This window comes from uncultured Cocleimonas sp., assembly GCF_947495625.1.
Taxonomy (GTDB): Bacteria; Pseudomonadota; Gammaproteobacteria; order Thiotrichales; family Thiotrichaceae; genus Cocleimonas.
In genome coordinates this window covers 31681-46539 of record NZ_CANLZW010000028.1, presented here as the reverse complement: position 1 = coordinate 46539, position 14859 = coordinate 31681, and the positions used below count along the sequence as shown (strand labels likewise).

Below are 14859 nucleotides of genomic sequence, written 5' to 3'. Positions count from 1 at the left end.
CGACTCAAAGAGCCAGTATGAAAAAACTACCCATTATCATAGCGACATTTCTATTCTTAGGTTTTGCCAGTGCTTATGCCGTTAAAAATGATGTTCATAAAAAATTATTTGGTGAAGGTTCCTCAATAGTATTCTTAATAGAGAAAACATTAGGTCATAACCCGCCAGCTTTTACTAAAGGCATGGTAGGTAAAACCGCACCTGCTTTTACATTAGCTAGCGAAAACGGCCCTGTAAAACTGGCAGACTATAAAGGTAAGCTGGTGCTATTAAACTTCTGGGCATCATGGTGCCCACCTTGTCGCGCAGAAATGCCCGGGTTTATTAAAACGCAGGAAAAATATAAAGATAAGCCATTTACCTTTTTAGGCGTTGCCATAGAAGATAAAGACGATGTTTTGTCTTATGCCAAAGAAATTGGGGTTAATTATCCTATCACCTATGGCACAGAAGACGCCTATAACGTTGTGAATAGTTATGGTAACCCTGATGGTGCTCTACCCTATAGTGTCTTGATAAGTCCGGAGCAAAAAATCCTGCATGTTTTCTCGGGTTACTTAAGCGAAGATAAACTCGAAGAATTAATTGCTCAGAACTTGTAATTTAGATTTATTTTTTGATGTAAATGACGCCTGACAACTGATCTATCAACGGTTACGTAATTAGTTTTAATTAAATAAGAGTTTCTTAAAAGTATTGCTTGATATTACAAATAAGTATCCCTATAATTTCCCTCCTCTGATGCGGGGTGGAGCAGTCTGGCAGCTCGTCGGGCTCATAACCCGAAGGTCGTAGGTTCGAATCCTGCCCCCGCTACCAAATTCAGGAAAGTAACTATTTCGACGTTATTTTCATAATAAAAAAGCCCCGTTTTAACGGGGCTTTTTTATTATTTACACTACTAGAAAACTCAAGAAAAACCGAACCAAGTAAGCTCGCGCCAACAAGGGAAACATAAGGAAGCATTGTGCAAACTGCATTAAATAATTTAGTCAAAAATACAGTTGAAGGCTTAGACTTCACACTTTGGGGATACGAGTATCGCCCTCATAGTGAAAGTGCACTTCTTAGAGTGTTTATTGAAAAAGAAGGCGGCATTAGCGTAGATGATTGCGCAACTGTAAGCAGACAACTTGGAGCAGTACTTGATGTTGAGAATATTATTCCAGTAGCTTATATTCTGGAGATATCATCTCCGGGCATGGATAGAGTTTTGTTTACTGCTGATCAGTACCAGGACTACATTGGTGATTCGTTAAAAATCAGAACCAGAACACCAATTGAAGAAAGAAGAAATTTTAAAGGCTCATTGGTCAGCGCCGATGAGAACTTTGTAACAATCAAAGTAGATAATACAGAATTTGAAATTCCGTTTGAATCCATTGATAGAGCCAGATTGGTTCTGGACTAAAGGTTGAAAAAGAAACTATGAGCAAAGAAATACTATACGTTGTTGATGCTGTATCAAACGAAAAAAACCTCGAAGCAGAAGACATTTTTGAGGCGGTGGAAATTGCAATCGCAACGGCCACACGTAAAAAGTATGGAGCAGAACAAGACTTCCGTGTAGATATTAATCGCGAAACTGGTGATTATGATACCTTCCGTCGCTGGCAAATAATGGATGATGAAGATCCAGAGTTCGAATCACCAGAAAGACATATCTTAAAAAGCTACGCAGATGATAGAAAGCTTGGCTTAGAAATTGGCGAATTCCTTGAAGAGCCTGTTGAATCAATTGAATTTGGACGCATTACTGCGCAAATCGCTAAGCAAGTAATTATGCAGAAAGTTCGTCACGCAGAACGTCAAAAGGTTGCTGATGCTTTTCAGGAAAGCGTTGGGAAACTGGTACTTGGTACAGTTAAACGTGTTGATAGACGCGGCATCGTATTAGACCTTGGTGAAAATAGTGAAGCTATTATCCCTCGTGAAATGATGATTCCTCGTGAGATGGCTCGAATGGGCGATCGTATGCGCGGCATTCTTCAGGAAATTGACGAAGAAGGACGCGGCGGGCCAAAGCTAATCGTTAGTCGTATTGATGATGACTTCCTGGTTGAGCTTGTAAAATTAGAAGTGCCGGAGATTGGCCAAGAGCTAATCGATATCATGGGCGCCGCTCGTGACCCGGGATCTCGTTCGAAGATTGCCGTTAGAGCTAATGTACCAAATCTTGACCCAGTAGGTGCTTGTGTTGGTATGAGAGGGTCTAGAATACAGACTGTAACGAATGAAATGAACAATGAGCGTGTAGACATTATTCCCTGGGATGATGATATTGCACGTTTCGTTATCAACGCTATGCAGCCTGCTGAAGTTTTATCGATTGTTATCGATGAAGACAAGAAAAGCATGGATATCGGTGTTGACGAAGAAATGCTTGCTCAAGCAATTGGTAAAGGCGGACAAAACGTACGTCTGGCAAGCAAGCTAACAGGCTGGACACTCAATGTTATGAGTGAAGAAGAAGCCGAAAGTAAAAGTAAAAGCGAACAAAGCATCATGGTTTCTCTGTTTGCAGAAAAACTAGATGTAGATGAAGAAGTGGCTAGCATACTTGTTGATGAAGGCTTCTCAAGTCTTGATGAAGTTGCTTATGTGCCGATGGAAGAATTCTTAAAGATTGAAGAATTTGATGAAGAAATTATCGAAGAATTAAGAAGTAGAGCACGTAACGCCCTACTCGCACTAGCGATAACAGGAGAAGGTGGTAAGCCTGCTCAGGATCTTCTAGAAATGAAAGGCATGAATAATGCACTCGCGCAACTACTCGCCAGCAAAGGCATCTGTACGATGGAAGACCTTGCGGAACAAGCGACTGATGAGTTAGTTGAAATTGAAGGTATAGATGAAGAGCAAGCTGCTAAGTTAATCATGACCGCACGTGCACCATGGTTTGCCGAAGCTGAAGCGGAAGAAAAGTCAGATAAATCTGATGAATCTGCTTCAAATGTGTAAACCAAATAGAGGGTTAATAAATGTCAGACATAATAGTAAAACAACTCGCCGAACTCATTGGCGCTCCAGTCGAAAGTTTATTACGACAACTTAACGACGCAGGAATCAGTGTTTCAGGCGCTGAAGACAGCATTACGGATGCGCAAAAGTTAAAGCTGCTCGAATTTATTCGCACAGGCCAAGCGACAACTACTGAAGCTTCACCTAAGAAAGCAGGTGGCAAGATATCACTTAAAAAACGCTCTAGCACAGAAATTAACGTCTCTGGCGCGGGAAAAAGTAACGTCTCTGTCGAAGTTAGACGTAAGAAGAACTTTAGTCGTGCCGCTACTGCAGGTACTACAAGTGAAGCATCAAGTGCCGACATAGATGATTTAAACGCTTCTGCAAATCGTACAGACGATCTAGCTGAGCAGCTTTCTAACGAAAGAAAAGCTCGCGAAGACGCAATAGATAAATCTAAAGCAGAACGTCAGGCAACTAGCGAACGCAAAGCAGAAGAAAAAGTAGAGCGCGACACAGCCAAAGAAACTGCAGTAGCTGAAGCGTCACAAGAAGCAACTCCTGAGTCAACTGAAACAGAAATAGCTGAAACACCATCTGAAACAACTTCTGATGCTCCAACAGAAACAGTAACTACAGAAGCTGAAGCTACACCAGAGGTAGCCAGCGCTGCTCCGGAAGAAGAAGCTCCTAAAGAAGTTGCACCGGTTAAAACTAAACTCGTACTTCCGAAAGATCCAAAAGAAAGAAGAGAGTTCATGGCTAAACGAGCTCGTGACGAAGCCGCTGCGAAGTTTAAGAAGCGTCCTTCTCGTGCGAAGCCTGTTCCTGCCGCTGCGCCAGCAAAACCAGCCGCAGCTGCGGCCCCTGCTCCGGCCCCATCTCCTACTGCAAACGCAAATAAAGGTAAGAAAAAACCATTCCAAGGTCGTGGTGGAACTCCTGGTGGTCAGCTTCATGTTAAAGCAGGCTTAAGCGGACGTCGCAAGAAAAAAGGCAAACGCACCAGAAATGTTAAAATTGATCAGTCGACTGAACATGGATTCGTGGCACCTACAGAACCTGTAGTGCGTAGCATAGAAATCCCAGAGACTATTGTTGTATCTGAACTTGCTCAAATGCTATCTGTTAAAGGTGGTGACGTTATAAGAGCGATGATGGATATGGGTGTAATGGCTACTATCAATCAAGTAGTTGACCAGGACACAGCGATATTAATTGTTGAAGAAATGGGTCACGAAGCTAAAGCAGGAACATCAGAAGAAGAGAAATCATCGACTGAAAACCTGCTTGAAGATACTAGCCAATATGAGACATTCTCACGCGCTCCTGTTGTTACAATTATGGGACACGTTGACCATGGTAAAACATCATTACTTGATTATATTCGTGAAAGTCGCGTTGCTTCAGGCGAAGCAGGTGGAATCACCCAGCATATAGGTGCTTATCAAGTAGCAACAGCGAATGGCGTTATCTCTTTCTTAGATACACCGGGTCACGCGGCGTTTACACAGATGCGTGCTCGTGGTGCGAAAGCAACTGATATTGTTATTTTGGTAGTTGCAGCTGACGATGGCGTCATGCCTCAGACAGAAGAAGCAATTAAACACACTCGCGAAGCGGGAGTACCATTAATTGTTGCGATCAATAAGATAGATAAAGAGTCGGCAGACCCAGAAAGAGTTAAAAGCGAACTTGCAAAGTTTGAAGTTGTTGCTGAAGAATGGGGTGGAGAAGACGTATTTGCTAATGTATCTGCTAAAACAGGTGAAGGCATTGATGGTCTGTTAGAGTCTATTCTTTTAGTTGCTGAAGTAAAAGAGCTTAAAGCACGTAAAGACGGCCCAGCTAAAGGCACCATCATTGAGTCTAGCGTAGTAAAAGGACGTGGTGCTGTTGCAACTGTTCTGGTTCAGGAAGGCACACTTAAGAAAGGTGATGTAGTACTAGCGGGTTCTGAATTTGGACGTGTTCGTGCAATGACAGATGATCTTGGCAAACCTATTACAGAAGCCGGCCCATCAACTCCGATAGAGATTCTTGGTTTATCAGGAACACCTTCTGCAGGTGATGACTTAGTTGTACTTAAGAATGAGCGAAGAGCTCGTGAACTTGCGACTAAACGCCACGAAAAAGAACGTGAAACACGTTTTGCTGCACAACAAGCGGCTAAACTGGACGCGATGTTCGAGAAAATGCAAGATGGCGAGAAGAGTACGCTTAATGTATTACTTAAAGCAGATGTTCAAGGCTCTCTAGAAGCAATCAAGAGTTCTTTAAACGCGCTTTCTACTGATGAAGTTGTGGTGAATATCATCTCTTCTGGTGTTGGTGGCTTGAGTGAAACTGACATCAGCTTGGCTCAATCTTCAGAAGCAGTCATTATCGGCTTTAATGTACGTGCCGATGCATCAGCAAGAAGATTTGCACAAGAGTCTGACACTGAAATTCGCTACTACAGCATCATCTACGAACTAATTGATGATGTTCGTGATGCGATGAGTGGACTACTTAAGCCTGAATTACGCGAAGAGCTTGTTGGTATCGCAGAAGTTAAGGACGTATTTACAGGTTCTGGCTTTGGTAATATCGCTGGTTGTTTGGTTATCGAAGGTAAGATCAAGAAAGACCTACCGATCCGCGTATTACGTAAAGACGTGGTTATTTATGAAGGTTACCTCGAGTCACTTCGCCGCCATCAAGATGATGTGAAAGAAGTTGCAATGGGTACTGAATGTGGTATTGGTGTTAAAAACTACGATGACGTTCAGCCTGGCGATCAAATCGAAGTATTTACACGTACTGAAATCGAGAGAAAACTAGAGTCTAGCTAAACTAGCTAGAGAAACTGATATGCCTTACGATTATTCACGCACAGACCGTATTGGTGAGCAAATCAAACGAGAGCTTTCCATGCTAATTCGCAATGAGATCAAAGATCCACGCGTTAGCATGGTCAGCATTCTTGATGTTGAAATCACCAAAGACCTTTCTAAAGCTAAAGTTTATTTTGATGCCTTGAATCAAGAAGAACACGAAGCTTGCGAAAAAGGCTTAAACAATGCGGCAGGCTTTCTGCGAAGAGAATTAGGTCACGCGATTAAATTGCGTAACACCCCTTCCCTTACGTTCATCTATGATGACACGGAGCAGAAAGCAAACGACCTCTCTGTATTAATAGACAAAGCTGTCTCTTCTGACAAAAAATCATCAGATAAAGAAGACTAACCTTGGCTAGACGCAAAGGCAATGATGTCGATGGCATTCTGCTACTGGACAAACCACTTGGTAGAAGTTCCAACAACGCACTGCAAAAAGTGCGTTATCTTTTTCAGGCGAAAAAAGCCGGACACACTGGAAGCCTCGATCCTTTAGCAACTGGCGTATTACCTATTTGTTTTGGCCAGGCCAGCAAAGTCACCCCCTACCTTTTAGACGCTGATAAAAGCTATCGATGCACAGCTCAACTCGGAATAACAACAACGACCGGCGATAAAGAAGGTGAAGTTTTACAAGAGCGTGAAGTTACCTCATTCAGTGAAGATGATGTAGAAGCGGTTCTGGAAACTTTCAGAGGCCCTATTCAACAAATCCCCCCAATGTATTCAGCGTTAAAACACAACGGCCAACCCTTATACAAATTAGCGCGTCAGGGAATCGACATTAAACGCAAACCACGTGATGTAACTATTCACGAATTGGTATTAATCGAAAAAACTGAAGATACAATTACACTAGATGTGAGGTGCAGCAAAGGCACTTACATTCGTACTCTCGCACAAGATATAGGTGAAGCTCTTGGATTTGGCGCGCACTTAAGCATGCTTAGAAGAACCCATGTTTCTCCCTTTAATTGTGACAAACTATATACGATTGAAGACATCGAGAAACTAGCTGAAGAGGGGAAACTAGAAGAAGCCCTATTACCTATCGATACAGCTCTTCAGGAATTACCTAGCCTAAACCTTAGCGAAGAAGAAACAAAACTTCTGCGCAATGGCATTAAGGTAAAAAAAGCAGGTACTCCAGATTCCGACATGATTCGACTCTACAATCAGAATGATACATTTATCGGTATTGGCAGACAGTCAAAGAATGAAAATGATGAGATTCAAATAGCTCCTCGTAGAATGATGAATACGCATGAGCCATTAGCTGAATAAGTAGGCCCAAACACGATTAACGTACTATTGAAGTCACCCCCCTACTTTTATGAGGTTTTTTATTTTGTTAAATGAAAACCTCACCTTTCAGGCCGTCGTCACTGCGTTCCAACGTTGTCTACGCATACGCTTCGGCTCAGCCCTTTTTACATAAACAATTAAGCATCAGTAAGAAATTAAAAGGCTTACTTTGGTGCTTGGCGCGTGTTACAATGCGCCGTTTTTAGGGTAGTCGATTTACACTTAAGGCTTGTTACACTGAGCTAAAAGGATTTTGACTACTTTTTTCAACCCAATCTACCCTGATATTTTAATAAAATATACTTTGTAGGTACTTATCTGGAACTTAGGAACTATGTCTCTGAACGCAGAAACAAAAGCGAAAATCGTTGCTGAATATCGCTTGTCAGACACTGACACCGGGTCTTCGGAGGTGCAGGTTGCGCTTTTAACAGCGAATATCAAGCATCTTACGGAGCACTTTAAAATTCACAAGCATGATCATCACTCACGTCGTGGTCTATTGAGAATGGTTAACTCTCGTCGTAGCTTACTCGATTATTTAAATCGAAAAGATTCAGCCCGTTATCAAGACCTTATCAAACGTCTCGGTATACGTCGCTAGACAGCTTTAAACACCGCATTCGTGCGGTGTTTTTATTTCAGTATCATGACTTAAGGCTGTTTACAAAAATTAATACACCCCCCTACTTTTAGGCATTAATTTTTATAAACATCCTTCGTGATACTAAGCGATACTAAAGACTCAACAAATATTTAAAACGCAAGAACACACAAGATTATATAAAAGGAACAAAAAACATGTTTGATGTTGTAACTACAACTTTCCCATACGGTGAACATACTGTTGAATTAGAAATGGGCGAAATCGCTCGCCAAGCTCATGCTGCTGTAAAAGTAGATATGGGTGGAACGGTAGTATTTGTATCAGTAGTTGGAAGAAAAGAAGCAAAGCCTGGACAGGACTTCTTCCCACTAACGGTTAACTACCAAGAAAAAACATACGCTGCCGGTAAAATACCAGGTGGTTTCTTCCGTCGTGAAGCTCGCCCAAGTGAAGGCGAAACCTTATTAGCGCGTTTGATTGACCGCCCTATTCGTCCATTATTCCCTAACGGATACATGAACGAAGTTCAGGTTATCATCACTGTTGTATCTTTAAACCCAGAAATCCTACCTGACATTCCTGCAATGTTAGGTACATCTGCTGCACTAGCGGCTTCTGGCATTCCTTTTGCTGGCCCAATCGGTGCTGCTCAAGTTGGTTATAAAGATGGCGCATACATTTTAAATCCTAGTGTTGCACAACTAGAAGAATCTGACCTAGACCTTATGGTTGCAGGTACTGAGCATGCTGTACTAATGGTTGAATCTGAAGCAAAAGAGCTTTCAGAAGAAATCATGTTAGGTGCTGTTGTATTTGGACATGAGCAGATGCAACCAGCTATTGCTGCAATCAAAGAGTTTGCTGCAGAAGTTGGCAACGAAACATGGGAATGGACAGCTGCAGAAAAAGATACTGCACTCGCTAAGTCTGTTGCAGATATCTGTGAAGCTGATCTTAAAGACGCATTTTCAACTGCTGACAAGATGGATCGTCAGGACAAAGTTGCTGCTGCTAAAACCAAGTTAATGGAAGCACTAGCGACTGGTGAAGAAAATGTACCTAGCGATAGTGACATTGGCAATGCATTTAAAGACCTTGAGAAAAGCATCGTTCGTAGCCGCATCATCGCTGGTGAGCCACGTATTGACGGTCGTGATAGCTTAACAGTTCGTGCTATTGAATCACGTGTAGGTGTTTTACCACGCACTCATGGCTCTGCATTATTTACTCGTGGCGAGACTCAGGCGTTAGTAGTAACAACTCTTGGAACAACTCGTGACGCTCAGATCGTTGATGCTTTGCAAGGTTCTTACAAAGACGCATTCATGCTTCACTACAACTTCCCTCCTTACTCTGTAGGTGAGACTGGTCGCACTGGTAGCCCAGGTCGTCGTGAAATTGGTCACGGTCGTTTAGCTAAGCGCGGTGTTCTAGCGGTTATGCCTGATCAGGAATCTTTCCCATACACGATTCGTGTAGTTTCAGAAATTACAGAATCAAACGGCTCAAGCTCCATGGCTTCTGTTTGTGGTACGTCACTGTCTTTGATGGACGCCGGTGTTCCAATTAAGGCTCCTGTAGCTGGTATCGCAATGGGTCTTGTTAAAGAAGGCGAGAAGTTTGCAGTACTAACAGACATCCTTGGCGACGAAGATCACTTAGGCGATATGGACTTTAAAGTAGCGGGTACTAAAGACGGTATCAACGCACTTCAGATGGATATCAAGATTGACGGTATCACTAAAGAGATTATGGAAATCGCACTTGAGCAAGCTCAAACTGCACGTTTACATATCCTTGATGAGATGAATAAAGTTATCGATAAGTCTCGTGCTGAAATTTCTGACTTTGCTCCACGTTACGTTACGATGAAAATCAACCCTGACAAGATTCGTGAAGTTATCGGTAAAGGCGGCGAGACTATTCGCGGCATTACAGAGCAAACTGGCGCACAGGTTGATATCGATGATACAGGAGCGATCAAAATCTCTGCTGTTGACGGTGCTGCTGCTAACGCTGCCAAGAAAATTATCGAAGATATTACTGCTGAAGCTGAAGTGGGCACTATCTACAACGGTAAAGTCGCAAAGATCATGGAATTTGGTGCTTTTGTAACTATTCTACCGGGCAAAGATGGTCTTGTTCACATTTCGCAGATCAGTAATGATCGTGTTGAAAAAGTAAGCGACCACCTTAAAGAAGGCGATGAAGTACGCGTTAAACTACTTGAAATTGACCGTCAAGGTCGTATGCGTCTAAGCATGAAAGAAGTAGATGCTGAGTGATTTAATAGCTTAGTTCTACACCTATGATTGTAAATAACTTTACAATCATACAAAAAGGCTCCTTCTGGAGCCTTTTTTGCATCTAAAAATTATTTAGTGCGTATATGATAGCAAGCACGTGATTAGTGCAACCCACAACAACAAAAGAAAAGAGACAATGGAAGATATTTACGCTGAATTACTGCAGAAAACTGCAGCAGGAGATCAGTTAGCTTTTAAAGAGCTATATGAAAAGTGCTCTCCAAAATTAATGAGCCTTTGCTTGCGCTTGATGCAAACTGAAGCTTTAGCTGAAGATGTTTTACAGGAAGGTTTTATTAAAATCTGGGACAAGGCTGACACCTATACTCCGGGTAAAGGTAAAGCAATGACCTGGATGTCTACAGTTATAAGAAACAAAGGTTTAGATAAATTAAGAAGCCTTAAAACCAGACCCGTAGAAACTGAAGTTCAGTTTGAAGGTTTAGAGTTTACCTCTTCTGATTTAACACCAGATTCAATGGAAGACATGAGCCAGGAAATGAAAGGTTTAATGGCTTGTCTGGATACCTTGAAACCTTCACAGCGAGAATGTATTTTATTGTCTTATTATTACGGACACACTCACCAGGAATTGTCACAGAAACTTGGCAAACCCCTTGGTACAATTAAAGCCTGGATACGCAGAGGCTTAGAGGATATTAGACCATGCCTAAATTAAACAATAACAATACTCAGGGAGCAAAACGCTACCAAAACCCTGAAGTATTTGAACAACTAGCGATTGAATACGCTGTTGGTTCGATGCAAGGGCGCGCAAGAAAACGCTTCGAAGTATTAATGGATACCCATTTCTATTTAAAAGCCACGGTTGAAGCTTATGAAAATAAGTTTGCTAACCTTGTAGAGCTATTACCTGATGCGAAAGCACCTGATAGCGTATGGGCTGGTATTGAAGCTCACATACAGGAAAGTACTCCTCAAGAGGTGAAAGATCCCTGGTGGAAAGCAAATTTCTTTAAACAAGGTTTTGCGATGGCTGCTATGGCATTAATTGTGACTGCTGTAATGCTTTACAATCCTATGTCTAATCACAACCCTATTTCATACAGTGCGATGCTAGAGTCAGACACTAATGGCCCAATGGCTTTCACCAAAATTGAAAAGTCAGACATGATGATAAAAGTCGATATTATGAAAGACGTTAAAATAGCGGATGATATGGTCTTGACCTTATGGTGCCAACCGAAAAAAGGTGGAGAACCTATGAAAATGGGGACTATTTCCAAAAAAGGAAAAACCAATATCAAAATCAGTGAAAAGCAATGGCACCATATGAAAGACATTGGCTCACTCGCCATTAGCGTAGATCATAAGGATAAAACGTCAGAGACAAGTCCTGCCGGAAAATTCATTCTTAAAGGACAGTTGAGTTCCTCTAGCTAATCAAGATATGATCGCTTCATGCGAAAAAAAACCCAGTTGAAAGATTACTTTCAACGAGCACAACACAGCAATCAGAAGCCACTGAAAAATTCAATTCAGTGGCTTTTTTCATGCCTGATAGGATTCAGTTCCCTTTTCCTGTTTTCATGCAGTTCAGGTCAGACGAAACCTGATAGTTACCCGATAACTATTACTCCCAAGCATATTGATACTGACTTTATGCAATTAAAGCTGAATGGCAGTATTGCATTAAAATCTACCATCTTTAACGCAATACCCGTTAAAGAACTTTCAGGGATTGCCTGGGATAATGATGAAGAGCTCCTCTATGCCGTTTCAGATGAAGGGTATTTTTATCATCTAAAAGTATCACTGAAAAATAATCAGCTGGATGGCTTAAAGGTCGTATACGCCGTCAAACTTAGCGACAGTAATGGCAATCCACTCAAAGGAAAATACCGAGACTCTGAAGGCCTATCGACGCTAAACACCAATAACGGCAAAAAAGGTGATACGCAACTACTCATCTCTTTTGAGAACAAGCCAAGAATTGAAAAGTTTTCCACCAAAGGCAGAATGATCTCGCAGATTAAATTGCCAAAAAAAATCAGAAAGAAAAACAAATTTAGCAGTAAGAACAAAGCCCTTGAAAGTGTCACTTACCACCCTAAATATGGTGTGATTACTGCTGCTGAATACCCGATTAAAAACCGGGACAAAAACATACAAACATTGTTTTCCAGCAACGGAAAAGAATGGAATTTTGAACGTTCAAAAGCGCCTAATAGCGCTATAACAGGTCTCGAAGTTTTACCCAATGGTGATGTGATTGTGCTTGAAAGAGCGTATCTAAATCCAATAACACCGGTTGTAATTAACCTTAGACGATTGCAACTTGATCAATGCAGAAAAAATAAAGTCTGCAAAACAGAAGCAATCGCAAGATTTGATGCCGCTGATGATTGGTCAGTAGATAATTTCGAAGGACTGGCACACTATAAAGCTAATCAGTATTTCATGATTTCTGATGACAACAACAGTGTATTCCAAAAGACTATTCTTGTTCTGTTTGAAGTTATTGATACTAAAGAAACAATTCAGAATTAAAAAATACAGCTATTTGATAAATTACTTACAAATATTCGCATATTATTGAAATAACTAACTACACTAAATCATATGAATACAAAAACACTTGGGCACTTAAGCTCACTCGAAACTTCAGCACTTTTAAAAGAGAACCATGAAGCTAAATTAATAGACATAAGAACTTCGATGGAGTTTTTATTTATAGGACATCCTAAAGAAAGCATTCACGTTGCCTGGATGGATGATCCTGATTGGGAAATAAACCCAAATTTCTACAAAGAAATTAATCAAATCCAGAAAGCCAGCACCAACAACAATTGCCCTATTATTTTGATCTGTCGAAGTGGTAATCGTTCTGAAAAAGCAGGTTTAGAACTGATAGAAAAAGGGATGGAAAATATCTATCACGTCACTGATGGCTTTGAGGGTGAACTTGATGAAAATAACCAACGCGGAACCATGGATGGTTGGCGCTTCAATGGTTTACCTTGGGAACAGTGCTAACAATCGCCAAGCGATAAACCCCTAGCGATTAAAGTTAAGCATAGAAAAATTATGCGCAGACAGCGCAGTTTGGATTCTTGGGAATGGTAACTTTTTGCCATTCCATATTTAAGGCATCAAACAAAAGCAGCTTACCGTTTACATTCTCTTCTTCACCAATCAATACCAATATCGCCTGAAGCGCCTGCATCGTTCCGATAACACCAACAACAGGTGATAACACCCCTTCCATTGCACAAGTCTCGGTACTTTCAAAGTCTGGCTTATACAGGCATTGATAACAGGGTCCACCAGAATCTGGAATATAACTCGTAATCTGGCCTTCCATACGAATTGCCGCACCTGAAACCAGAGGCGTCGATTGTTTTACGCACGCACGATTGATCGCAAAACGTGTTGGGAAATTGTCGGTGCAGTCCAAAACGATATCAGCTTGTTGAATATATTGTTCTAATTCATCATCATCTAACTGCCAATCCAAAGCTTCCACTTCACAATCTGGGTTTAGCTCTGCGATAGTGCGTTTCGCCGAGAACGCTTTTAACTCTCCGATATCCTGAGTTCGATGAATAATTTGGCGTTGTAGATTAGAGTCTTCAACCTGATCAAAATCGCTAACGATCAACTTACCTATTCCGGCTGCTGCTAAGTACAATGCTGCTGGCGATCCTAAGCCGCCCATTCCGATAATCAGTACGGTTGAATCTAATAATTTTTGCTGTCCTGCTTCACCGATTTTGCTTAATCGAATCTGGCGAGCATAACGGCTTTTTTCTTTATTATTCATGGCTTTAAATAGATATTTGAATAGAAATTATAATAAGATTGAATTGGAGTTAGAGTTAGAGTTAGATTGAGATTGAGATTGTATTAAAGTCACCCCCCTACTTTTGAACGATATTACGTTTTGTTGTTTAAAAACGTTAATAGAATTTATGCTTTGCGAGGGCTCTTTTCACACCATCTATTACAGACTTGGTTTAACCGCCACCTTTGTGGAAGTATTTAAAAAAACGTTTCAGGAATTTAGCCTGTTGCTCTTCAGTTGTATTTTTAAATCCAAAAACCACATTGAGTACAGGTAACCTTAACATGGCAATCACACGAGGCGGTGCTTGTTCAATATCGATCGATACATTTAAAACATCATCTTCGGTATAAATATTCCACTGAGTGTCTGACAAAGTATTGCAATGATAACTGCCTTCATCAGTAACAAATTGACCATTTAGGGTCTTGGTAAATTCCGGAATTGAAAAGGCCATCTCGTAGTGTTTCTTAATCAACTATTTGTACCAACCTATTATTCCCACTCAAGCTATACCAACCAACTCTATGCCAATTTAAAATTACTAACATTCTAATTTCAAAAAATTCCAAAATACGATTAACCACCAGCTACCGGCGGCCATATCGATAAAACATCACCTGCTTCCAATATATGTGAGCTGCGATCTTCACAAACAAAAACACCATTCACCAACACAATATGAGCAAGCTCTAAAGGTATATGATATTCATCGATCACATCCTGCACAGATGTCCCTTCAACCACTTTTATTTCGCGCCTATGTCTTGATGTACCGGGAGGTAATAAACGCATCAGTGATGCGAATAACTCCAGATACATTTTAATTTTAGGCTTATCCATAATATAACCTTTAACTAAAAAAACGCTTAGCCGAAGCGCATCGTAGACAACGTTGGAACGCAGTGACGACGACCTGAATGGTGCATTTTTCATCATATATGAATAAAAAACGCCTAAAAGTGGAGGGGTGACCTTTTAAATACATAAATT

Annotated in this window: 15 protein-coding genes and 1 tRNA gene; 13 read left to right on the top strand and 3 right to left on the bottom strand. The window is 41.1% G+C overall.

The features are described from left to right. Positions 1-17: 17 nt before the first annotated feature. The 13 genes from Q1A31_RS15215 (at position 18) to Q1A31_RS15155 (ending at position 13058) form a co-directional block, all read left to right on the top strand. A complete protein-coding gene (locus Q1A31_RS15215) occupies positions 18-602 on the top strand; it encodes a TlpA disulfide reductase family protein (protein ID WP_299878548.1) in 585 nt (194 codons plus the stop codon). 140 nt (positions 603-742) lie between these two features. Next, a tRNA-Met gene (locus tag Q1A31_RS15210) sits at positions 743-819 on the top strand. Between the two features lie 148 nt (positions 820-967). Continuing rightward, complete coding sequence (rimP, locus tag Q1A31_RS15205) at positions 968-1411, top strand: ribosome maturation factor RimP (RefSeq protein ID WP_299878545.1); 444 nt, start codon at positions 968-970, stop codon at positions 1409-1411. Between the two features lie 17 nt (positions 1412-1428). Next, positions 1429-2961 (top strand): transcription termination factor NusA, encoded by a 1533-nt coding sequence (gene nusA / locus Q1A31_RS15200; protein ID WP_299878542.1) that lies wholly within the window; start codon positions 1429-1431, stop codon positions 2959-2961. A gap of 20 nt (positions 2962-2981) precedes the next feature. Further along, entirely contained in the window at positions 2982-5798 is a 2817-nt protein-coding gene (gene infB, locus Q1A31_RS15195) for a translation initiation factor IF-2 (RefSeq protein ID WP_299878540.1), read from the top strand. Positions 5799-5817: 19 nt separating this feature from the next. Then, the gene (gene rbfA, locus Q1A31_RS15190; RefSeq protein ID WP_299878537.1) at positions 5818-6192 is read left to right on the top strand and encodes a 30S ribosome-binding factor RbfA; all 375 of its coding nucleotides are present in this window, start codon (positions 5818-5820) and stop codon (positions 6190-6192) included. Between the two features lie 2 nt (positions 6193-6194). Beyond that, entirely contained in the window at positions 6195-7127 is a 933-nt protein-coding gene (truB, locus tag Q1A31_RS15185; protein WP_299878534.1) for a tRNA pseudouridine(55) synthase TruB, read from the top strand. Positions 7128-7482: 355 nt separating this feature from the next. After that, positions 7483-7752 carry a 30S ribosomal protein S15 gene (gene rpsO / locus Q1A31_RS15180; protein WP_131906084.1) on the top strand — a complete coding sequence of 90 codons (270 nt, stop codon included), beginning with the start codon at positions 7483-7485 and terminating at the stop codon, positions 7750-7752. Between the two features lie 197 nt (positions 7753-7949). Beyond that, on the top strand, positions 7950-10040 hold the full coding sequence (gene pnp / locus Q1A31_RS15175; protein ID WP_299878529.1) for a polyribonucleotide nucleotidyltransferase: 2091 nt from the start codon (positions 7950-7952) through the stop codon (positions 10038-10040). 157 nt (positions 10041-10197) lie between these two features. Further along, the gene (locus Q1A31_RS15170) at positions 10198-10740 is read left to right on the top strand and encodes an RNA polymerase sigma factor (RefSeq protein ID WP_299878526.1); all 543 of its coding nucleotides are present in this window, start codon (positions 10198-10200) and stop codon (positions 10738-10740) included. Then, positions 10728-11465, top strand: a complete 738-nt coding sequence (locus tag Q1A31_RS15165; RefSeq protein WP_299878523.1) for an anti-sigma factor — start codon at positions 10728-10730, stop codon at positions 11463-11465. Before Q1A31_RS15170 ends, Q1A31_RS15165 begins: the two co-directional genes overlap by 13 nt. A gap of 18 nt (positions 11466-11483) precedes the next feature. Beyond that, on the top strand, positions 11484-12572 hold the full coding sequence (locus Q1A31_RS15160) for an esterase-like activity of phytase family protein (protein ID WP_299878521.1): 1089 nt from the start codon (positions 11484-11486) through the stop codon (positions 12570-12572). A 72-nt stretch (positions 12573-12644) separates the two neighbouring features. Next, positions 12645-13058, top strand: coding sequence for a rhodanese-like domain-containing protein (locus tag Q1A31_RS15155; protein WP_299878518.1), 414 nt, complete (start codon positions 12645-12647; stop codon positions 13056-13058). A 49-nt stretch (positions 13059-13107) separates the two neighbouring features. Here the strand turns inward: Q1A31_RS15155 and Q1A31_RS15150 are convergent, their stop codons facing one another. The 3 genes from Q1A31_RS15150 to Q1A31_RS15140 all read right to left on the bottom strand — a co-directional run bounded on the left by Q1A31_RS15150 (position 13108) and on the right by Q1A31_RS15140 (position 14709). After that, positions 13108-13845 (bottom strand): HesA/MoeB/ThiF family protein, encoded by a 738-nt coding sequence (locus tag Q1A31_RS15150; RefSeq protein WP_299878515.1) that lies wholly within the window; start codon positions 13843-13845, stop codon positions 13108-13110. 193 nt (positions 13846-14038) lie between these two features. Then, complete coding sequence (locus Q1A31_RS15145; RefSeq protein ID WP_299878512.1) at positions 14039-14344, bottom strand: hypothetical protein; 306 nt, start codon at positions 14342-14344, stop codon at positions 14039-14041. Positions 14345-14445: 101 nt separating this feature from the next. Then, positions 14446-14709 (bottom strand): MoaD/ThiS family protein, encoded by a 264-nt coding sequence (locus Q1A31_RS15140; RefSeq protein WP_299878509.1) that lies wholly within the window; start codon positions 14707-14709, stop codon positions 14446-14448. Positions 14710-14859 lie beyond the last annotated feature (150 nt).